Below are 20,840 nucleotides of genomic sequence, written 5' to 3'. Positions count from 1 at the left end.
TGAGATTGGAGCGCCGTGCATGACGACCTTCGGACCTGTGCGTCTCATCATCGCCGCGTCAGCCATCGCCTTCGTCTTCGCAAGTCCGTCCGCGGCGGCGCCGGCGGCGGATTTTGACGAACGCATGGACGCTCTTCTCCAGGCTTCAGGCACGCCAGGGGCGGCGGTGGCCATCGTCGAGGCCGGCCAACCGCCAATTGTCCGGGCCTATGGCGTCCGTCGCCTCGGGCGGCCCGGACCCGTCGGCGCGAACACCGTCTTTCCGATCGCGTCGGTCAGCAAGGCTTTCACCAGCGCGGCGCTGGGCATCCTGGTGGACGAGGGGAAGTTGGGCTGGGACGACCCGGTGATCGACCATCTCCCCCAGTTCCAGATGCATGATCCGTGGGTGACCCGCGAGATGACCGTGCGGGATCTGCTGGTCCATCGCAGCGGTCTTGGCCTGGGCGCCGGTGATCTGCTGTTCTGGCCACGCTCGACCCGTACGCGCGCCGACACGGTCAAGGCCCTGCGCCACCTGCCGCCAACCACCAGTTTCCGCAGCGGCTACGCCTATGACAACGTCCTCTACATTGTGGCGGGTCAGTTGATCGAGGCGGTCAGCGGTCAGACCTGGGAGACGTTTGTTCAGGATCGCATCCTGGCCCCGGCCGGCATGGCCACAGCGGTCGTCACATCCGAAGACCTGTTCGCCAGTCCAGATCGGGCGACGCCCCATGCGCGGCTGAACGGCGAGGTTCGCGGTCTTGGGGCGATGACGGCGCTGGATGAAGGCCATGTGCTGAGCGCCAATGCCGCGCCCGCTGGCGGCATCGCGGCGAGCGCCGAGGATATGGGCCGCTGGATCGCATTGCAACTGGCGCGAGGCGCGCTCGCCGACGGGCGCGGCCGCCTGTTCAGCGCGGCGACGGCCGAGGAGATGTGGACGCCGCAGACCCTGATCCCGCGGAATGTCGCCGCCGTTCCGCCTGGAGCTGCGCCGCTGTTCTCGACCTATGCGCTGGGTTGGCGGGTCATCGACTACAGGGGTTACCGGATCATCTGGCACACTGGCGGGATCATTGGATTCAGATCCGTAGCAGTCCTGGCGCCGGAGTTGAATGTGGGGTTCGCCATCCTGACCAACGCCGAAGACACGGGCCTGATCATGGGCCTGATGTACGAGCTGTTGGACCACTACGCTGATCCCGTGGCGCCCCGCCAGAACTGGCCCGAGCAATGGGCGGAGCTGATGGCTACACGCGCAGAGGCGCGGGTCGAAGAGCGGCTGTCAAAGCCTTCGCTCACGCGGCCGCCGTTGCCGCTGAACGCCTATATCGGCGCCTATCGCGACCCCTGGTACGGCCCGATCACCGTCGTGCGCCAAGATGATCGCCTGGTCATGGATTTCCCCCAGACCCCGGGCCTGCGTGGAGTCCTGGCCCCTTGGTCCGGCGACACCTTCCTGGCCGAGTGGGAGGGGGAGGGCTATGAGCCCGCCCTGGTGACCTACGCCTTTACGGCCGAAGGCGAAGTCGAGGAGATCCGGGTGAAGGCGGCCTCGCCGCTGGCCGACTTCTCCTATGATTTCCAGGACCTCCGCATCCGCCCGGCTGGGACGGCCGGCGCTCCGGAATGAGGTTCAAGTCGGGCTACCGTATGGGCAGGGCGTAGGCGATCAGGTCGTCATTGACCGGGGTCTCCATGAAGTGATGGCCGCCGGCCATGATCACCAGGTATTGGCGCCCATCTACTTCATAGGTCATCGGATTTGCCTGGCCGCCGCCCGGCAGGACGTCCTGCCAGAGGGTTTCGCCGGTCTCCATGTCGATGGCGCGGATCAGGTCGTCGGTCGCAGCGGCGATGAAGATCACGCCGCCAGCGGTGATCACCGACCCGCCGTTGTTTGGCGTGCCGATCTGCAGGGGCAGCATGGAGGGAATCCCGAACGGGCCGTTCTTGCGAGCGGTGCCCAGGGGGCGGTCCCAGAGGGTCTGGCCGCTGCGCATGTCGATGGCCCGGATGCCGCCATAGGGGGGCTGCTTGCAAAGGAGGCCAGTGAAGGGCATCCGCCAGCCGGCGTTGACGTCGATGGCGTAGGGCGCGCCGATCTGCGGGTCGCCGGCGCCTTCGGCCGAACCGCCGCCCCGCGCATTGGCGGGCGGCTCCTCCCCATGGGGGACCCACCCCATTGCGTCGGCCTCCGCGCGGGGGACAAGGCGGTTGTAGTTGGGCATGTCGTTATAGTTGGCGATGATTACGCCCCGTTGCGGATCGATGGCGATGCCGCCCCAGTCGGAGCCGCCGTTGTAGCCGGGATACTGGATCCAGCGCCGGTCGGTGGTGGGCGGGGTGTAGATGCCCTTGTAGCTCGCCCGCTTGAACTGAATGCGGCAGGCCATCTGGTCGATGGGCGACATGCCCCACATGTCCTTCTCGGTCAGGTTCCGCTTGGCCAGGGTGTGATAGCCGGAGAAGGGCTGGGTGGCGGCCCGCTGGGCCGGCTCAACGCCCCCCTGCGGAACGGCGCGATCTTCGACCGGGGTCAGCGGCCGGCCTGTCCTGCGGTCCAGCACATAGAGGTCGCCTTGCTTGCTAGGCAGGATCAGGGCCGGGACGGCGCCGCCGGCGGTCGGAAAGTCCACCAGGGTCGCCTGCGAGCCGAGATCATAGTCCCACACGTCCATCCGCACCGTCTGGAACGACCAGGCCGGTCGGCCGGTGTTCACATCCAGGGCCACCAGCGCCGTGGCGTAGCGGTTTTCCTCCGGCGCGCGGTCGCCTGACCAGTAGTCGACGGCGGAGTTTCCCATGGGCAGATAGACATGGCCCAGGGCCTCGTCGCCGGTGGCGATGGTCCACATGTTGGGGGTGCCACGGGTATAGGAATCGCCGTCGGCCGGCCGCCCGGTGAGATCGGGGCGCATCATGTCCCAGGCCCAGCGCAGTTCGCCCGTGACCGCGTCGAAGCCCTGGATCACCCCCGACGGGGCAGAGCGCTTTTGGCCATCCAGAACCTGGTGCCCGGTGACAATCACGCCTTGAACGACAACGGGCGGCGAGGTGATCGAAACCATGCCGGGCACGACATCGCCCATGCCGACCTTGATGTCGGCCTGGCCGTTCTGGCCAAAGCCGGTGCAAGGGGTCCCGGTGCGGGCGTCGACGGCGATGATCCGGCCGTCCAGCGTGCCTTCGATGATGCGCGTGGCGCAGGGCGCCGCCGGATCAGCCTCGGGGACGGCGTAGTAGACGACCCCGCGACAGGCGGCCGTGTAGGGGATCCAGTCATCGCTGACGCCGGGGTCATGGCGCCAGATCTGCTGTCCGGTGCGGGCGTCCAGGGCGAACAGGATGTTCTTGGCCGAGCACAGATAGAGGGTGTTTCCGATCTTCAGCGGCGTTGTTTCGGCGCCGTGCTTGTTCTCGGTCCCAGGGGTCGGCAGGTCGCCAGTCTCGAATACCCAGGCCCGCTCCAGACGCCCGACATTTTCCCGGGTGATCTGCGCGAGCGGAGAGAAACGCCGGCTGCTGTAGGTTCCGCCATAGGCTGGCCAGTCGGCCCCAACGTCGAAGCGCGAGGGCTCGCCCATCTGGGCGGCGGTCTGCTGCGGCAGGGGCTGGGCTGCGTCGGGCCGGTTGGCCAAGCCGATCACTACGCCGCCGATCACGGCGACGACCACAAAGGCGGCCAGGCCGCCCAGGGCGAAGGTCCGCCCTTGGCGCTGAGGTTTCAGGGGCCAGATCGCCAGCAGGGCGAGAACCAGCAGGACTGACGGGGCGAAGAGGCGCGGCAGCAGGGCCCAGCCGTTCAGCCCCACTTCCCACAGGGCCCAGACCAGGGTCGCCGCCCAGATGGCGACATAGATCCAGACGCCGGTGATGTTTCGCCGGAACAGGAAGAATCCAGAGGCCAGCAGGCCCAATCCCGCCAACAGGTAATAGGGCGATCCGCCGAGGACGACGAGCCATGCGCCGCCGATGGCGAGCACCAGGCCGATAAGCGCGAAGATGACGCCTAGCGCCATCACGCCCCAGGTGGCGGGGCCACGGGCTGCCGGCATGAACGCCTCCTCAGATTTTCAGCTTCACAGCGCCAACGGGCCGACGCGGTGAAGGTTCCTTCAGGCGCAGACCCTGACCAGGAAGAGCGGCGCGCCGAGCCAGGCGGTAGACACCGCGCCGATGACGGCGACAGCGAGGGTCGCGGTCCTCAAAAAGCCCTGGGCGGCCTGGTCCTTGATGGGCCGTTTCCAGGTCCACAGGGCGAAGGCCGCCGCGGCGGAGGTCATCACCAGCCACAGTCCGATCAGCGTCAGGCGCAGGGGCCAGGGGTTCTGAACGCTGGCCCAGCCGGCGGCGCAGGCGACGCCGTGGACCCCATAGAGGGCGATGAAGGCGAGGCTCCAGATCAGGAAGGCGGCGACCAGGAGCACGAGGCGCCAGAAGGCTTGCGTCGAGGGCGTCATGAGAACCAGACCGGCCCGTGGAGGAGGGTGAGGCTGATGCCGACAACGGCGGCGAGATAGAGCCACCAGAGACGCAGGGCGGCGAATTCGACCCGCCGCTGGGCCGAGATCCAACCGCCGCGCGCGCGGCTCCAGGCATAGGCGCTGAGCAGGACCGCAATCAGTCCGTGGAAGGCCATATAGCCACTGATGAAGGCGACCGCTGCGCCATAGGCGTGCGCGGTGGGCGAGGGCGCGGTGAAGACCGGGACCGCCAGGGCGGCCAGGGCGATGACAAGCCCGCAGGCGGCCGACGTCACCAGGGCCGTCTGGCTGGCCGCGCGTTCGCCGCGGGCGTTGGCGCCGCCGGCCCGGCTGACCGCCCAGAGGCCCGCGGCCGCCGCCGCGACCAGCAGGAGGGGCGTGACCGGCTCGCGGACCAGTAGTTGCGGCGGCGGCCAGTTCGGCGCGACGACCCACAGGAAGAGATAACCGAACACCAAGGCGCCGAAGAGGACGCCGTTGGCCATCAGAGTGAAGACCATGCCCCACAGGGTGGGCGGATCGGCCGTGGTCGCATGCAGGGGAGCGGTCTGGCCAAGGCCGATGGCGACGGGCTCGGCGTCCGTCCTCAGTCCGGAATTCCACATCCAGCGCCAGGCGCAGATGACGACCAGGACGAAGGCTAGGGCCGATATGGGGTAGAGCTTGAAGAGGAAGCTGACGAAGAACAGGCCAGTGGCCAGCGCCGTCCACAGGGGGATGAAGGTGGGCCCCGGCAACAGGACCACCTGCTCGGGCTTGCCGGTGAGCATGTGGACGCCAAGCGTCTCGCGCCAGCCATTGCGGGGCTCGCCAAGATAGCCCTCGCCGCGGGCCAGGGCGGCGGGCAGGCCAGGATCGTCGATCAGGGGGTCGCGGTCGCGGACCTCCGGCTGGGAGCCGATATTGTAGGCCGGCGGCGGCGTGGGCATGGCCCATTCCAGAGTGGTGGCGTTCCAGGGATTTCGCCGGGTGCGCCGGCCAAACCGCGCCACCTGGATCACGTCGACCACCACCAGGGCGAAGCCGATGGCCAGGACAAAGGACGAGACCGAGCTTACCAGGTTGAGCAGGTTCCAGCCCAGGTCGCCGCCATAGGTGTAGACCCGCCGGGGCATGCCCAGCAGACCCGTCAGGTGCATGGGCAGGAAGGCGGCGTTGAAGCCCAGGAAGATCAGGGCGAAGGCGGTGCGGCCCAGGCCCTCCAGGTGCTTGCGGCCCGTCATGTGCGGCAGCCAGTAGTAGATCGCCGCCAGGACCGGGAAGATGAACCCGCCCATCAGGACGTAGTGCAGGTGGGCGACCACGAAATGGGTGTCGTGCGCCTGCCAGTCGAAGGGCACGACGGCCACCATCACGCCGGTCAGCCCGCCGATGACGAAGGTCGAGAGGAAGCCGTAGAAGTAGAGCATCGACAGGGTGATGCGGGGTCGGCCGCTGAGCAGGGTGGCGAGCCAGGCGAAGATCTGTACCGCCGTGGGGATCACGACCAGCGTGCTGGCGGCGGAGAAGAAGGCCAGCGACAGGTGCGGAATGCCTGTCGCGAACATGTGGTGGGCCCAGATGCCGAAGCTGATGAAGCCAAGCGCGATCAGCGCCACCACGATCCAGGAATAGCCCACCAACTTTCGCCCGGTGAAGACCGGCAGGATGGTGGAGATGATCCCGGCTCCGGGCAGGAAGATGATGTAGACCTCGGGGTGGCCGAACAGCCAGAAGAGGTGCTGCCAGAGCAGCGGGCTGCCGCCGCGGGTGGGATCGAAGAACGGCCAGTCGAAGGCGCGCTCCATCTCCAGCAGGACGCTGCCCAGGATCAGGGGCGGGAACCCGAACAGCATCATCGCCGCCGTCACCCACAGGTACCAGACCATGATCGGCATGCGGTGCAGGGCCATGCCGCCGGTGCGCATCTTCAGCACGGTGGTCATGAACTCGACCGCCGCGCAGACGGCCGAGACCTCGACGAAGGTCACCCCCACCAGCCAGACGTCGGAGTTGATTCCGGGTGAGAAGGGCTTGGAGGAAAGCGGCGTATACATGAACCAGCCGCTGTCGGGCGCCGCGCCGGCCACCAGGGCCAGGATCAGCATCGAACCGCCGAACAGGTAGCACCAGTAGCCAAAGGCGCTGAGCCGCGGGAAGGCCAGGTCTCGCGCCCCCAGCAGCTTGGGCAGCATGTAGAGGGCCAGCCCCTCGATCAGCGGGATGGCGAACAGGAACATCATCACCGTGCCATGCATGGTGAAGACTTGGGCGTAGGCCGCCGCGCTCAGGAAATCGGTCTCAGGCCCCGCCAGCTGCGCCCGGATCAGCATGGCGAGAACGCCGCCGATCAGGAAGAAGACGAAGGACGTGATGATGAAGCGCATCCCGACCGTGGAATGGTTCACCGCCGACAGCTTGCCCCAGCCCCCAGGCGTGCCCCAGAGGCGCTCCAGGGCCTTGTGCCGGGCGATGGCCGACATGGCGGGCGCTTGGCGCAGCTCGGCGTCTGTCATGGGGCGTCTCCCAGAGGGCTTCCAGGCGCATGAGCCTGAAGGGTGAAGGTCATGGCCGCATGACCGACGCCGCAGAACTCTGCGCACTGTCCGCGATAGACGCCAGGCTCGGCGGCCTGCAGGCGGATGACGTTCACCTGACCGGGAATGGCGTCGATCTTGCCCCCCAGCCTTGGCAGCCAGAAGCTGTGGATCACATCGCGGCTGGAGACGTGGACCTCGAACGGAACCCCGGCCGGCACATGCAGGACATTTTCGGTCGGGGCGCGGCCGTCAGGATAGTGGAAGGTCCAGGCCCACTGCTCGGCGACGGCCTCGACCGTCAGGACATCGGGCTCGCCTCGCGGGCTCAGCCGGTCGCCGACCAATAGTGCGGCGATCAACAAGGCCATCAGGACGACCGAGGGAAACACCAGCCCGCCGCCGATCAGCATCCCCTTTTCCGAGGGCGCCGCGGCCGAACCCCGGCGGATCAGAGGATAGAGGGCCGCGCCGAGCACGCCGCAGAAGATGACCACCGACCCGATCAGCATCGCCCACCACAGGATGGCGATGGCGTTGGCCGAATCCCCAGCCGGCGCCAGGGTCGAAAGCGGCGTATCGCAACCCGCGAGCAAAAGCGTGGCCGTCAGGCCGAACCCTTGCCGGGTCCATCGCGTTCGGGTCCTATTCCAGGGACGAAGGAGAGCATCTTGGCGCAGGACCGGTCGCGGGACCCCTTCGAAGAAAGCGTGCAGTCGAGCATCCAGCTGGCTGGCCACCCGATCCACGTCATGCTGGTGACCTTTCCCATCGCCCTGGTCTGCGCGACCCTGGGCGCCGATCTCTTCTACTGGTGGTCGGCCGATCCGTTCTTCGCCCGCGTCGGGCTCTGGACCAGCGGCTGGGGCTTCGCTATGGGCGCGGTGGCGGCCTTGAGCGGAACGGCCGAGCTGCTGCTGGTGCGCGGCATTCGCCGCAGCGCCGAGCCCTGGAGCCATGCCGTCGCGGCCATGATGCTGCTCAGCGTCATAGCCGCCAACTGGGGCCTGCGCCTGTTCGACCGCGAGGCGGCGGTGCTGCCTTGGGGCCTGTTCCTTTCGGGCCTCGGCCTGGTGTTTGTCGGGCTCGCGGGCTGGCATGGCGGGAAGCTGGTGTTCGAGCATCAGATCGGCGTGTCCGACAGCAGCGACTGAAGGCCGCCAGGCTCCAGAAGCCAGGCCGGGAGGCCCGCTATACCCAGGAACGGCTTGTCGAGGACGAGCCAGAGAATGGCCGTCATCGCGCCGAAGACGAGCGTCCATACCGCGAGCAGGCGCAGGCGCGGCGGCTGGGAGCCGGCCTCCGAAAGCGCCGAGAGCACGAACCCGTACTGGACGTGGGCCATGACCAGGAGCCCAACCAGGGCCAGCTTCACGAACATCCAGCCCTGGAGCACGCCGGGCGCCAGCAGCAGCAGCGCCGTTCCAGCGCCGATGGCCAGGAAGGCGGCGGGCGACGTGACGGCGTTATAGCTGAACCGACTGGCGTTGCGGATGCGGACGAAGTCCTCGCGGTTGGTCACCTTGCGGTGGGCCAGCAAAAGCCCGGGCAGGTAGATGAGCCCCGCGCACCAGACGAGCAGGGCCGAGATGTGCAGGAATTTCAACCACGCCACGCCATGGCCTCATCTTTCTCCAGGCCCTGCATCCAGCGCGCCGCCAGCCACAGCACGGCGGCGAAATAGGGCAGGGCGCCAGGCGCCCACATGATCAGACCGGCCAGTTGCTGGTCCTCCAGCGGTGTCAGGCCCCAGGCCTGGGTGGTCAGGAGATGGGGGCCATACAGCGGCGCCTGGGCGAAGGTGATCAGGGCGGCCAGCAGCCCCATCTGCGCCATGGTCAGGATGAGGGCGACGATGACGGCGGGCGGCTCAGCCTTCCGCGCCCAGACTGCGCTCCAGAAGGCCATGGCGCTGCCCAGCAGGCTGAGCTCCATCAGCCAGTAGGACGCTGTCCCACCCAAGGCCCATTCGTAAACCCGGGGCGCGTGCCAGACCCAGAGGACCACCATGTGGGCGAGGCCAGCCCCTGTGAGCCAGCCGCCCGGAAGTTTGCGAGGCAGAGCGAGGGCCAGCAGCGGCGCTGCGGCGGCGACCATCAGCATGTGATGGGCGATCCGCGCCGAAAACAGCGATGTGCTCAGCGCGCAGAGGGGAGACACAAAGGCGACGAGGAGAATCCCAAGTCCGCCGAAAAACGCGGCCCTTTGCGAGCCTGCCGCCCCAGAGCGCCAGACATAGGCGATCGCACAAAGGCCCAGAGCGCCCAGCAGGACCGGATCAAAATTCCAATCTGTCCAGAGGGACGCCGGCGCGGGCGGCGGTCCGCAATAGGTCACATCGGTTAGCTGTGCTGCAGTGGCCCCGTCCACGCCCCCTCCTGCCGCGAGAATTCAACCTGACAAGGAAGAACAAGCTTGGCGGCGGTCTGTTCCAAAGAGAATGGCCCCGCAGATGAATCGCGTCAGATCGACAAAAGCCTCGGGCATGGCTAGGCCCTTGGCCACATCTGATCCAGAGGGGCGGCGATGAAGCAATGGACCTTGGGCGTCATTGGCGGTTCGGGCCTCTATGAACTCGACGGCCTGCGCCATCGCGAGCGCCTGACCATCGAGTCGCCCTGGGGCGAGCCCTCGGACGACCTGATCGCCGGCGAACTCGAAGGGGTGCGGCTGGTCTTCCTGCCCCGTCACGGCCGGGGCCACCGCATTCCGCCGGGCGAGCTGAACGCCAGGGCCAACATCGACGTGCTCAAGCGGGCCGGCTGCACAGATGTGCTGTCGGTCTCGGCCGTGGGTTCTCTGCGCGAAGACCTGCCGCCCGGGACCTTCGTGGTGGTCGATCAGTATGTCGACCGGACGGTGTCTCGGCCGGCGTCGTTCTTCGGCTCCGGCCTTGTGGCCCACGTGTCGATGGCCGATCCTGTGTGCCCCCGGCTGTCGATGGCGGCGGCGGACGCCGCGCGGGCGGCCGGCGCGCCCACCGTGCAAGGCGGGACCTATCTCGCCATGGAGGGGCCGCAGTTCTCGACCCGCGCCGAGAGTAACCTCTACCGCAGCTGGGGGTGCTCGGTGATCGGCATGACCGCCATGCCGGAGGCGCGCCTGGCGCGCGAGGCGGAGTTGCCCTACGCCAATGTCTGCATGGTCACCGACTATGACTGCTGGCGCGAAGCCACGGCCCATGTGGAGGTGACCAATGTGCTGGAGGTGTTGCTCAGCAACGCCGACACCGCCCGCCAGATGATCGCGGCCCTTGCTCGGGGCTTGCCCGAGACCCGGACGCCGTCGCCCATCGACACCGGCCTCGATCAGGCGGTGATCACCGATCCGGCCCTGTGGGCGCCGGAGCTGGTGCGCAAGCTGGCGGCGATCTGCCCGCGGAAGTTCAAACCAGCCGGCGACGCCTGAGCGCCCGGCGCAGGGCCGGACCGTCGTCGACGTCTTCGCGCGCCTGAAGCTGGGCCACGCGGTGACCAGCGAGGCTCGCCAGCGTGTCGGCCAGGGTGTGTTCGCTGGACCAGCGGATGTCGGCGAAGGGCAGGGGATCGCGGGGCGCCCGGCGCAGGCCGATCAGCCAGTAGCCGCCATCCACGGCTGGCCCGAGCACGGCGGCGTGGTTCCCCAGGTGGCGGAAGGCCTTGGCCACGTCGATGCGGGTGACGGCCGGCGTGTCGGCCCCAAGGATGACGACCGGCCCTGGCGGCAGCGCGCGGGTCACGCGGGCGAGGCGCGCGCCCAGATCACCCTGGCCCTGGGCGATGGGGCGGCCTTGGCGCACCCAGGCCGTGGGACGGTCGGGCGTGATCGCCAGCCAGAGGGTCCAACGCGGGTCGCTCCCCAACCGCCGCGTCAGCTCGGCCAGGGCGCTGCGGGAAAATCTGAGGGCGGCGAGGTCGCCGACGTCGCGAGCCAGCCGCCGCTTGCCCAGGCCATAGCGGGGCTGGCGGGCGAAGATCACCAGATGACGACGGCAGGGATCAGCGGCCATAGATTTGCGCTATCCGTTCGGGGGCGACACCGGCCAGATACAGACTAAGGCAGCGGAGATTGGTCAGGGTCTGGCGTAGCCATCCGCGCCGTCGCCACCGCGCCGCCGAGGTGATCGCGCTCCCATCGAGGGACGTCAGACGCCGGCGGCCGAGGCGTCGCACAAGATCGACATCCTCCATCAGCGGCAGGGGCGCGAAGCCTCCTATCTCATCATAGAGCCTGTGGGAGATCAGCAGGCCCTGGTCTCCATAGGGCAGGGCCAGGACGGCCACACGAAGCCGGACGCCGAATTCCAGGACGCGGGCCTGCCAGGCGGCGTCATCCAGTCGCAGGCGAAAGGCGCCGGCCTTGCCGCGGGACCGAGGATCGGCGAGATGGCGGCGCACCGCTGACCAGGCCTTGGCGTCGAGCCGGGTGTCGGCGTGCAGGAACAGCAGCCACGGGGTCTGCGCCGCCACAGCCCCGGCCTGGAGCTGACGACCTCGCCCGGGCGCGCTGGTCAGTACGTGCGCGCCGTGCGCCGCGGCGATTTGCCTGGTGTCGTCGGTGGATCCGCCATCGATGACGATCACCCGGCCCACCCGGGGCAGGGCGCTCAGGGTCACGGCCAGGCTGGGCGCGGCGTTGAGGGTGGGGATGACGACGGCGAGGTCGGCCAGCTCGCTCATCCGGCGCTGCAGCTCGCCCCGCCCAGAACGCAGAACTGGGCGCAGAAGGGATGGTTGAGCGGCACATCGCCGGCGGCCTGGGCCAGGGTCTCCCCCAACTCGAACTGCGGATCGTAGGGGGTCAGGGTGCAGGCGACGACCGTCGCCTCCGCCGCGCCCTTGCGACGCACCACCATGCGGCTCGTGGCGCACATCATCTCGCTGGGGTTGCGGTTGAGGATTCCCCAGCAGGCTTCAGTGATTTCGGGGACTTCGGCGTCGGCCTCCATTTCCGGGAACATCACCAGGGCGCCGGGATCGTCGGCCGCCACGTCGAGGCCGCGGGCGGCGAACAGGTCGCCGTAGGCGCTGCGGGCCTCGGCCTCTGGCTCGTCGGCCAGCCGTCGCCCGGCGATGGCGATGCCGAGGCCCTGGCCCCGCAGCCAGTCGAGCCCTTCCCAGGCCTTCTCCCAGGACCCCTCGCCGCGCTCGGCGTCGTGGAGGACCTGGGTGTGGTGATCCAGACTCACCCGGAAGGTCAGCTGGTCGCGATAGGCGCCCGCAAGGTCCGCCAGCCGCCGGCTCCAGCGGGTCATCGGCCGCATGGCGTTGGTCAGGACCAGGACCTGGAAGCCCCCGGCCAGGGCCTGCTCCAGCATGACCAGGATTTCTGGGTTCATGAACGGCTCGCCGCCGGTGAAGCCGATCTCCCGGGTCGTCAGCCCCGTGCGCGCGATCTCGTCCAGATACCGCGCAACGTCCTGCGCCCGCAGATAGGTCAGGGCGTCGTTGGTCGGCGAGCTTTCGATATAGCAGTTGGCGCAGGCGATATTGCAGAGCGTGCCCGTGTTGAACCACAGGGTCTCCAGGGCGGTCAGGGGCACGGTGGCGCGCGTCGATCCGTCCGCCGTGATCGCAGGGTCGATAAAGCGCCCCGGTGTGGCCGCGCCGCGATGGGTGGCGAAGGGCGAGGTCGCGGTGCGGGTCATCGGGCTCCTGCGGGCTTTCGGTGCAAGGGTCTTGCTAGACCTATTCGAACCACATGGCCCGCCGGTTTCAAATCCGCCTCTAGCCTATGGCGCAGGTTCGTGGAACGGTCACGCCTTCGCCATCGGGTGGAAAGGCTGGGCTGATGAGAACGATGCTGGCGCGATTAGCGCTGATCCTGTCGCTGTTGGTTCCGGTCTGGTTCATGGCCGCAGCCCTGGGCTCCAAGTTCGACCTGTGGTCGTGGCGGATCGGCCTTGGGGTTATGATCGTTCAGTGGGGCCCGAGAATCCTGATCGGGACGGCGATCCTGGGGCTCGTCGCCCTGATCGTCACCCTGGCGCGGGCGCCGCGGACGGGGTGGCGGGCGGCGCTGGTCGCCCTGCTTATCCCGGCCCTAGGCCTCGGTTATCTGCTCTGGGTGCGAGGCCAGTCGGCCGACATCCCGCCGATCCACGACGTGGCGACCAACATCGAGGACCCGCCGACCTATTCGCCGGCCCTGCTGGCGGCGCGCGAAGCCGAGGGCGCCAACCCGGTGGCCCAGCTGTCGGCGCCGATCACCAGCCTGCCGGCCTATCAGGGTCCGCGGTTCGCCGCCCTTCAGGGCAAGACCCTGGGGCAGGTGGGCCGGGAGGCCTATCCGGAGGTTCGCACCCTGACCGTGGCGGCGTCGCCGGACCAGGCCATGGCCGCCGTCCAGGCCGAGGTTCAGGCCCAGGGCTGGACGCTGGTCGGCGCCGACGCCGCAGCCGGTACGGTCGAGGCCACGGCCGAAACCTTCTGGTTTGGCTTCAAGGACGATGTGGTGGTCCGCGTCGCGCCTGCGCCGGATGGGGGCAGCCTGATCGACATGCGCTCGACCTCTCGGGTCGGGCTGAGCGACCTGGGCGCCAACGCCGAGCGGATCGATGATTTCCTGGACGACGTCGAGGACCGTCTCGGCGAGGACTGAGCCAGGCGAGGACGGCGACCTATGCGGCTCGTCCTGGTCGGCGCAGGCCACGCCCACCTGCACCTGCTCACCCACGCGGCGCGGCTGCGGGCGGCGGGCCTGGATCCGGTCCTCGTCGCGCCAGCGAGGTTCGATTATTCGGGCCTGGCGACGGCGGTGCTCTCGGGCGCCGTTGCGCGGGAGGCCGCAGGCGTCGATGTGGCGGCTCTGGCGCGCGCCGCAGGGGTGGCGCACCATCCGACGCAGGTGGTGGCCGCGGACCTCACCGGGCGCCGCCTGACCCTTGCCGAGGGACCATCGCAGGACTTCGACCTCGTCTCCTTCAACATCGGCAGCGTGTCGCGAGATCCGAACGGCCTGGCGGACAGGCCCGGGGTTTGGGCGGCTAAACCCCTGGCCAGCCTCTTCGATCTCAAGACATGGCTGGAGACAGCCATGCTCGGCCGAGCAGAGGCGCCGCGCGTGGTCATCGCTGGGGGAGGCCAGAGCGGCTTCGAACTCGCTGCGGCCCTGGCCGGCCTTGCCGCTCGCCACGGGACGCCGCCGCAGATCCGTCTGGTTGGCGATCCTGAGGCGACCTGGGCGCCGGGTCGGGCGGGCGATCGCCTGCGACGGTCGCTCATTGGCCGGGGCGTCGTCTTCGAGCGCGGGAGAGTGATCGCACGCACGCCGACCGGCTGCCGGCTTGACGATGGGCGCACCCTGCCTTGCGACGCCGTCGTGCTGGCCATGGGCCTGGAGGCGCCGCCGCTGATCGCTGAGCTTGGTCTGCCGCTCGGCGCCCACGGACGTCTGCGGGTGTCACCGAGCCTGCAATCTCTGGCCGACCCCCAGGTGTTCGCCGCAGGCGACTGCGCGGTCATCGAAGGGGCGGAGCGGCCGATGGTGGGCGTGTTCGGCGTGCGGGCCGCGCCGATCCTCCTGGAGAACCTGATCGCCATGGCGCGCGCCGCGCCGCTGAAGGCCTACCAACCCCAGGCCCACTGGCTTTCGATCATGGATCTTGGTGACGGGACCGGCCTGGCCATGCGGGGCAGGCTGTGGACCAAGGGTCGCGCCGCCCTGTGGCTGAAGCGTCGACTGGACCGGGGCTTCGTCGCCCGCAGCGGACGGCTCAAGCGAGGTGCTTGAGCAGGGCGACAATCTTGCGGGTGCGGCTCGAGAACAGCGCCGGCGTGTACCACTGGCCGGCCAGGCGCTTGTTCAGCTCCCCCCGCGTCGGATAGGGGGCGATCATGCCGGTGATCTGGCTGAGTTTCAGCCCTGCGGAGAGGGCGAGGGCCCAGAGCTGAATGTGATCGCCGGCATGGCGCCCCACCAGGGTGACGCCCAGGATCTTGCCCCGGGAGGTGGTGATCAGCTTGCCGAAGCCGCGGACGTCCCCCTCGGCGATGGCCCGGTCATTGCCGGCGAAGTCGACCAGCTCTACGCGGATGTCGTCCCCGTGCGCCTTGCGGGCCTCGGTTTCGCTGAGGCCGATGGCTGCGAGCTCGGGATCTGAATAGGTGACGCGGGGGACCTGCAGCGTGTCGGCGTTGACCGGCAGGCCAAAGATGGCCCGGCGCACCACCAGGCCCGCATGGGCGCCGGCCAGATGGGTGAACTGGCCGCGGCCGGCGGCGTCGCCCACCGCATAGATCCGGCGGTTGCTGGTGCGCAGGCTCCGGTCGGTGACCACGCCCCGGGCGTTGCGCGCAACGCCGGCCTTGTCGAGATGGAGGTCATCGAGGGATGGCTGGCGGCCCACCGCGACCAGCAGGTGCGAGCCGGTGATCTTCTCTTCGCCCGCCGCACCCTCGACGACGAGAGTTGGCCCAGCCTCGATCCGCACGGCCTTGCGGCCGGCCATCAGGGTCACCCCGTCGGCGGTGAGCTGATCCAGGACCGCAGCGGCGGCGCTGGGATCCTCACGCCCGAGCAGCTTGTCGGCCTCGACGATCACCACCTCAGACCCCAGGCGACGGAAGGCCTGGCCAAGCTCCACCCCGATCGGCCCGCCGCCGAGGATGATCAGTCGGCTGGGAAGGGTCTCGAGATCGAACAGGCTTTCATTGGTCAGGAAGGGGATTTCGGCGAGGCCGGGAATGTCGGGGATCGCCGCCCTGGAGCCCGTGGCGATCACGATCTTGCGCGCCTGTACGGTGACGCTGGCGCCCGCGACGGTGCGGTCGTCGACGAACCGCGCGGTCTCGCGCACGACCGTGACGCCGAGGCCTTCGAACCGTTCCTGGCTGTCATGCGGGGCGATGGTGGCGATGGCGGCGCGCACATGGGCCATGACCTTGGGAAAATCGACGGCGATCTCGGCGGCGCTGACGCCGAGGTGGCTTGCCGTCCGCATCTCATGGACCGCCGTGGCCGCCGCGATCAGGGCCTTGGACGGCACGCAGCCATAGTTGAGGCAATCGCCGCCCATCTCGCCCCGTTCGAACAGTACGACCTTGAGTCCCAGCTGGGCGGCGCCCGCGGCGACGGAAAGGCCGCCGGAGCCGGCGCCGATGACCACCATGTCGGCCTTGATGGGAGGGCTCATAGGGATTTCCCCGCGCGCGCCCTTCGGCGCTGAAAGAGGGTGGCGCCAAGGGACAGGAGGCCCAGGGCGACAAGCGGCAGGAAGATGGCCGGCTGGAAGATCACGCCAAGGTCCGGCGCTTCATCCCTCGCCAGCAGTTCGCCGACGCCAGCGCCGATGCCGCTATAGATGAAGGTGGCCGGCATGATGCCGATCAGGGTGGCGAGGGCGTAGGCCCGTAGCGGGGCATGGGCCAGGGCCGCGGCCACATTGACCAGCCAGAAGGGTGCCAACGGGATCAGCCGCAGGGTAAGGATATAGCCGAAGGCGCCGGCCTCAACGCCGTCGATGATCGCCTTTAGCCGCCCGCCCGAGGCCTCGGCCTTGTCCCGCAGGGCCGCGCCGAGCGACGTGCGGACGGCGTAGAAGACGGCGATGGCGCCCAGGGTCGCTCCGACCACGGTGGCCGCCCCGCCGACCCATGTGCCGAACAGATAGCCGCCGGCCAGGGTCAGGATCACGGCGCCAGGCACGCTGAGCGCCGTGGACAGCGCGTAAATCCCGATGAAGGCGGCCAGCGCCACCACCAGATTGTCGGCCACCATGGCGCGCAGGGCCGCTTCGTGGGTCTGGAGCGCGTCGAGGTTGAGATGGCGGGTCACGCCGCTGGCGAACACCGCAATCACGCCGACCACCAGGATCGCCAGGGGCAGGTAGCGTTTCAAATGACTCATCACGGCCTCGGCTGGAGGCGAGGGGAAATGGCCTCCTGATACTGGTTACAGCCAAGCCGAGGTCGGCGTCGCCTCAAAATAGCGACGGCGCGCCGGTCCTGGACCGACGCGCCGCGCGCCACGATGCCGCTGGGCGCTTAGAAGGCCAGTCGCATGCCGATGCGGAAGGTGCGGCCGACCACGTCATAGAGGGTGCGGTTGGTCTGCAGGTATCCCACCGTGTTCTCCGCGCCCAGGGCGGCCGGATTGGCCGTCAACGGCGGGTCGTTGTTGAACAGGTTCTTGATCGAGATATAGGCCTCGCCGCTGGCTCCGCTCTGGCCGACGTCAAAGGCGTAGGTCGCCGAGGCGTCGAAATAGAGCGCGCCGTCGATGTGGTTGTCGTTGATCGTATAGTAGGGCGGGGCCAGCGTCGGGCATGCGCTCGTGCACTCGGTATAGGCGTTGCTGATGACCCCGTCGCTGACCCCACGCGCTGTGATGTTGAAGGTCATGGGCTCGATGTCATAGGCCGCCGTCACGCGATAGACCCAGTCCGGCGTCGAGCCCACATTGGAGCCTGCCAGATCGATGGCGGTGACGCCGTTGTCCGTGACGTTCTCCATATAGTGGGTCGCCATGGCCCGCAGGCTCAGGTCGCCGGCCGCGCCGGGGATGAAGGCGTCGAGGGAGGTCCGGTAGGACGCCTCGATGTCCAGACCCTTGGCGCTCAGGCTGTTCAGGTTGTCGTAGAAGAGGTCGATGAAGGCGAGCTGCCCATTCTCGTACCGGAGATTGCTGCAGTAGCGCTGGACGTTGTTGAGCAGGCAGAAGTCGGCGGTCTGCTGGGCGGTCACGAAGTCGATCACCCCTTCGACCTTGATCTCGTAATAGTCGATGGAAGCGGCGAAGCCGGGCAGGAAGCTGGGCTGGAACACCACGCCCAGGCCGAGGCCATCGGCCACCTCGGGCTGGACGTCAGCATTGCCCCGCAGGTTCTGGACGAAGGCGGTGGCCACGCCGTTGATGGAGACCGAGTTGCTTCGCGCCGTGCCCGCGTCGAACAGCTCGCTCATGTTCGCCGCCCGGATGTCGCGGGACGCCGAGGCGCGCAGGGTGATATCCGGAATGGGCGTATAGGTCAGGCCCGCCTTCCAGGTGGTGACGCCGCCCGAGGTGCTGTAGCGCGTGTAGCGGGCGGCGCCGTTGAAATCGAGGCCGTCAAAGATCGGGACCAAGGTTTCGACATAGCCTTCGACCACATCGTATTCGCCGCTGGTGACCTTGTAGTTCCCGTACTTCCAGCCATCGAGATATTGGGCCTCGACGTCGCCGGACATCTTCTCGTTTCGCCATTCGCCGCCGAAGGCGATATCGATCGGACCGGCCCAGCCCGGCAGGTCCGTGGTGAAGTTCACCGCGGCCACATCCTGCACGAATTCCTGGGTGCGCAGGGGCTGGCCGAGGACATAGTCGAGCGCCTCCTGGCTCGCCACGCCGATGCCGAACCGGTTGAGCGGGACGCATCCATTGGTCGGGCTGGTCAGGGTCGAGCGGCAGACGATGGCGCCGGTCGCCGGATTGACGACGGCGTCGGTGGCGAGCGCCAGACGCGCATTGTTCCAGGTCGGCGTCAGTTCTTCGCGGGTCTTGGTGACGCCGTGCTGATAATAGGCGTCCCACCCGAAGTCGCGGCCAAGAGCGCTGAAGTCGCCATCGGCGCCGACGACATAACGCTCGGTTTCGCGGATATTGTTGCTGCCCGAGGCCGGCATGTCTTCGTTGCCCGAACCCATGACGAAGCTCGTCAGGCCCAGGCTCGCCATCTGGCTCCGCACGGACGCCGGGAGGAAGGCGTTGTCGGCGCGGATGGTGATGCCGGTGTTGGTGGGCTGGATGTAGTAGCTGAGCCCTTCGTATCGCGCATAAGAGGCCTGGGCGAAGACCGACAGGTTCGGGGCGACCTCATAGCTGACCCGGCCGAAGAAGCTGTCGCGGTCCTCATCGGGGATCAGCGAATTGGTGCCGTTCAGGCTGGAGGTGTACTCCCAGTCTCCGCCGACCATCCACTGGCCGGAGACGGCGCCGTAGGCGAGCTGGCTGACCTGGCCATTCACGCCGAAATAGGTGCCGCGAAGCGGCCCCGACGTGATCAGGCCGCCGGGTGAGTAGCTCGAAATCCCCACATTGTCGGCGACGATATAAAAGGGCGCCCCCGCCGAGGTGTCGGTGTTGCGGATGGCGAAATGCCCCGTGGTGTTCCAGTCGCGGCTCTTGTCGTGCACGCCGGTCTGGCTGACGGTTTCGGCGCTCAGCAGGATATGCCCGCGACCATCGGCGAAGGGCGTGCCGGCGGTGAAGTTGTACTTCCAGTTTTCGCCGTCGCCATAGGTCGTCTCGCCGTACTCGGCGGTCATCTTCAAGCCCGTATAGGTCTTGTCGAGGATGAAGTTCACGACCCCGCCGACGGCGTCCGAGCCATAGGCCGACGAGGCGCCGCCGGTGACGACCTCGACCCGCGAAATCAGCGATTGCGGGAAGGTGTTGGTGTCGACCTGGCCGGTGGCCGCCGAGACCACGGAGCGCTGTCCGTCGAACAGGACGAGAGTCCGGCCGGTGCCCAGGGCGCGAAGGTTCAGGGCGCTGATGCCGGCCGCCCCGTTGCTGAGCGAACCGGATGAACTGGCCGCCGTGACCGAGCCCGCCACCGAGGGCAGAGTGTTCACGAAGTCGGCGATGTTGGCCGGCGCCTCGGCCAGGATCTCTGCTGCGCCCAAGACGTTGACGGGAGTCGGCGCGTCATAGCCGTCGCGGACGATGCGCGATCCGGTGACGACAACCTCCTGCAGCTCGGCGTTCGACGCCGTCTGGGCGAAGGAGGGGGCGGCCTGGGCCATCAGGGCGGCGGCGCTCGCCGTGGCCAGGGCATAGTGGCGTAGGCGGCGAGAAGGACGGGAGAGTGACGGTTGGCTCATTGCGGTTCTCAACTCTTCTAGCTTGGCGCCCGCCCGCCGCGAGGCGTGAGGGGCCGTCACGCCCGCCCCTCCAGTGAGGCGAGCGCCTGCCAAGCGCGCCGGAGATCCGCGCGCCTGTTGTTTTGGATCGGTCGGGAGCCCCAACACGCCGGGCCGGGGAAGCGGTCCGAAAGGGCGTGTCGGGGCGTTTTCTGCGGACGCTTGCGTCCTACGGGCCCCGCAGATGCGTATCAGGGCTCATGGGCTGCTACGCCAGATGACGCCGCCATTCGAAAGATCGGTTTCGCCGCGCCCTACCAGGCGGACGGCCCCTTTTAAAAATCGACCACACATGGAGACTACCCCCAGTTATATTTGTTCCAATGCGTCGGTTTCTTGCGACCAGGACTGCCGACACCCATCTGCACCCATGGCCGCTGTCTCAGCAGGGACAGATTAGTTTTGATTGCTGTCGAGCCGCATTTGAATATAGGAATCTTAAGCTCAATTCGCGATTCTGCCGCTGAATTGCGCAGTGAAACGGGGATTGCATGTCGAAATTCGAACACGTTGGCCTCGACGCCATCGACTTTCAAATTCTGAGAGAGCTATCAATCGACGGGCGAGCCTCTGATGTTTGGCTTGGGGAAAAGATAAATCTCTCCAGCACAGCCGTGGCGCGCCGTCGGAAGATACTTGAGGAGCGCCAGGCGGTTCTCAGCTACTCAGCCGATCTGAACCTGCCGATGCTTGGGTTCAGTGTGGTCGTGTTCGTGGCGATTGAGCTGAGTTCTCAGGCCGAACGGGCGCTTAACGAGTTCGAGCGCGAGGTGGTGAAATGCCCCTCGGTTTCGTACTGCGGCTTTGTTTCCGGGGACACCGACTTCCTGATCATGCTGAATGTGGAGTCCTTCGAGGACTATGACCGAGTCTATCGCCGGGAGCTGTCCATGCTGCCGCACGTCTCGCGGATCCGCAGCAGCTTCGTGATCCGTGAAGTCGCCAGTCGCTCGACCCCGCCCATCGTGTTCCAGGATCGCGCCGAGGGTCGGTAAGGAAACTCAAGCTCTGGTGGCGCGTCTGGCGCCGGACTC

The 20,840-nt window shown here is 67.9% G+C and carries 18 protein-coding genes; 6 read left to right on the top strand and 12 right to left on the bottom strand.

All coding sequences use genetic code 11. From position 1 onward, the window contains the following. Nucleotides 1-19: 19 nt before the first annotated feature. Nucleotides 20-1,618 (top strand): serine hydrolase, encoded by a 1,599-nt coding sequence (locus tag Q8L83_RS11945; RefSeq protein ID WP_305287201.1) that lies wholly within the window; start codon nucleotides 20-22, stop codon nucleotides 1,616-1,618. A gap of 13 nt (nucleotides 1,619-1,631) precedes the next feature. On the opposite strand, the gene Q8L83_RS11940 is transcribed toward Q8L83_RS11945, so the two are convergent. Genes Q8L83_RS11940 through coxB form a run of 4 tightly spaced genes read right to left on the bottom strand, consistent with a single transcriptional unit; the run spans nucleotide 1,632 to nucleotide 7,584 of the window. Continuing rightward, a complete protein-coding gene (locus Q8L83_RS11940) occupies nucleotides 1,632-4,043 on the bottom strand; it encodes a membrane-bound PQQ-dependent dehydrogenase, glucose/quinate/shikimate family (protein WP_305287200.1) in 2,412 nt (803 codons plus the stop codon). A gap of 60 nt (nucleotides 4,044-4,103) precedes the next feature. Beyond that, entirely contained in the window at nucleotides 4,104-4,415 is a 312-nt protein-coding gene (locus tag Q8L83_RS11935; protein ID WP_305287198.1) for a hypothetical protein, read from the bottom strand. 29 nt (nucleotides 4,416-4,444) lie between these two features. Further along, nucleotides 4,445-6,967: a cytochrome c oxidase subunit I gene (gene ctaD, locus Q8L83_RS11930; protein WP_305287196.1), complete on the bottom strand. Its 2,523-nt coding sequence runs from the start codon at nucleotides 6,965-6,967 to the stop codon at nucleotides 4,445-4,447. Then, nucleotides 6,964-7,584: a cytochrome c oxidase subunit II gene (coxB, locus tag Q8L83_RS11925; protein ID WP_305287194.1), complete on the bottom strand. Its 621-nt coding sequence runs from the start codon at nucleotides 7,582-7,584 to the stop codon at nucleotides 6,964-6,966. Before coxB ends, ctaD begins: the two co-directional genes overlap by 4 nt. A gap of 75 nt (nucleotides 7,585-7,659) precedes the next feature. Here coxB and Q8L83_RS11920 point away from each other — a divergent pair, with 75 nt between their 5' ends. Continuing rightward, complete coding sequence (locus Q8L83_RS11920; protein ID WP_305287192.1) at nucleotides 7,660-8,142, top strand: DUF2231 domain-containing protein; 483 nt, start codon at nucleotides 7,660-7,662, stop codon at nucleotides 8,140-8,142. Here Q8L83_RS11920 and Q8L83_RS11915 read toward each other — a convergent pair. Together Q8L83_RS11915 and Q8L83_RS11910 are read right to left on the bottom strand one after the other, a co-directional pair. Further along, nucleotides 8,112-8,603, bottom strand: a complete 492-nt coding sequence (locus Q8L83_RS11915; protein ID WP_305287190.1) for a CopD family protein — start codon at nucleotides 8,601-8,603, stop codon at nucleotides 8,112-8,114. The genes Q8L83_RS11920 and Q8L83_RS11915 overlap by 31 nt on opposite strands. Further along, complete coding sequence (locus Q8L83_RS11910) at nucleotides 8,591-9,358, bottom strand: cytochrome c oxidase assembly protein (protein ID WP_305287188.1); 768 nt, start codon at nucleotides 9,356-9,358, stop codon at nucleotides 8,591-8,593. The genes Q8L83_RS11915 and Q8L83_RS11910 overlap by 13 nt, the downstream gene beginning before the upstream one ends. Nucleotides 9,359-9,514: 156 nt before the next feature. On the opposite strand from Q8L83_RS11910, the gene mtnP reads away from it, so the two are divergent. Next, the gene (gene mtnP / locus Q8L83_RS11905; RefSeq protein ID WP_305287186.1) at nucleotides 9,515-10,396 is read left to right on the top strand and encodes an S-methyl-5'-thioadenosine phosphorylase; all 882 of its coding nucleotides are present in this window, start codon (nucleotides 9,515-9,517) and stop codon (nucleotides 10,394-10,396) included. On the opposite strand, the gene Q8L83_RS11900 is transcribed toward mtnP, so the two are convergent. The 3 genes from Q8L83_RS11900 to Q8L83_RS11890 are packed head-to-tail and all read right to left on the bottom strand — an operon-like array spanning nucleotide 10,374 to nucleotide 12,614. After that, nucleotides 10,374-10,976: a DUF2064 domain-containing protein gene (locus tag Q8L83_RS11900; protein WP_305287184.1), complete on the bottom strand. Its 603-nt coding sequence runs from the start codon at nucleotides 10,974-10,976 to the stop codon at nucleotides 10,374-10,376. The genes mtnP and Q8L83_RS11900 overlap by 23 nt on opposite strands. Continuing rightward, nucleotides 10,966-11,646 carry a TIGR04283 family arsenosugar biosynthesis glycosyltransferase gene (locus Q8L83_RS11895; RefSeq protein ID WP_305287182.1) on the bottom strand — a complete coding sequence of 227 codons (681 nt, stop codon included), beginning with the start codon at nucleotides 11,644-11,646 and terminating at the stop codon, nucleotides 10,966-10,968. Before Q8L83_RS11895 ends, Q8L83_RS11900 begins: the two co-directional genes overlap by 11 nt. Further along, nucleotides 11,643-12,614, bottom strand: a complete 972-nt coding sequence (locus tag Q8L83_RS11890) for a radical SAM protein (RefSeq protein ID WP_305287180.1) — start codon at nucleotides 12,612-12,614, stop codon at nucleotides 11,643-11,645. Before Q8L83_RS11890 ends, Q8L83_RS11895 begins: the two co-directional genes overlap by 4 nt. A gap of 152 nt (nucleotides 12,615-12,766) precedes the next feature. On the opposite strand from Q8L83_RS11890, the gene Q8L83_RS11885 reads away from it, so the two are divergent. Both Q8L83_RS11885 and Q8L83_RS11880 read left to right on the top strand, forming a co-directional pair. Continuing rightward, on the top strand, nucleotides 12,767-13,567 hold the full coding sequence (locus Q8L83_RS11885) for a DUF1499 domain-containing protein (RefSeq protein ID WP_305287178.1): 801 nt from the start codon (nucleotides 12,767-12,769) through the stop codon (nucleotides 13,565-13,567). 21 nt (nucleotides 13,568-13,588) lie between these two features. Continuing rightward, the gene (locus Q8L83_RS11880; protein ID WP_305287176.1) at nucleotides 13,589-14,698 is read left to right on the top strand and encodes an FAD-dependent oxidoreductase; all 1,110 of its coding nucleotides are present in this window, start codon (nucleotides 13,589-13,591) and stop codon (nucleotides 14,696-14,698) included. Here the strand turns inward: Q8L83_RS11880 and Q8L83_RS11875 are convergent. The 3 genes from Q8L83_RS11875 to Q8L83_RS11865 all read right to left on the bottom strand — a co-directional run bounded on the left by Q8L83_RS11875 (nucleotide 14,682) and on the right by Q8L83_RS11865 (nucleotide 19,767). Then, a complete protein-coding gene (locus Q8L83_RS11875) occupies nucleotides 14,682-16,100 on the bottom strand; it encodes an NAD(P)/FAD-dependent oxidoreductase (RefSeq protein ID WP_305287175.1) in 1,419 nt (472 codons plus the stop codon). The genes Q8L83_RS11880 and Q8L83_RS11875 overlap by 17 nt on opposite strands. Then, nucleotides 16,097-16,813, bottom strand: coding sequence for a TVP38/TMEM64 family protein (locus tag Q8L83_RS11870; RefSeq protein ID WP_305287173.1), 717 nt, complete (start codon nucleotides 16,811-16,813; stop codon nucleotides 16,097-16,099). Before Q8L83_RS11870 ends, Q8L83_RS11875 begins: the two co-directional genes overlap by 4 nt. A gap of 137 nt (nucleotides 16,814-16,950) precedes the next feature. Beyond that, on the bottom strand, nucleotides 16,951-19,767 hold the full coding sequence (locus Q8L83_RS11865) for a TonB-dependent siderophore receptor (RefSeq protein WP_305287171.1): 2,817 nt from the start codon (nucleotides 19,765-19,767) through the stop codon (nucleotides 16,951-16,953). A 530-nt stretch (nucleotides 19,768-20,297) separates the two neighbouring features. Here Q8L83_RS11865 and Q8L83_RS11860 point away from each other — a divergent pair. Next, nucleotides 20,298-20,801, top strand: coding sequence for an Lrp/AsnC family transcriptional regulator (locus tag Q8L83_RS11860; RefSeq protein WP_305287169.1), 504 nt, complete (start codon nucleotides 20,298-20,300; stop codon nucleotides 20,799-20,801). The last annotated feature ends 39 nt before the right edge of the window (nucleotides 20,802-20,840 follow it).

The organism is Phenylobacterium sp., from assembly GCF_030680185.1.
Lineage (GTDB): Bacteria > Pseudomonadota > Alphaproteobacteria > Caulobacterales > Caulobacteraceae > Phenylobacterium.
This window is presented reverse-complemented; position numbering and strand designations above follow the sequence as displayed.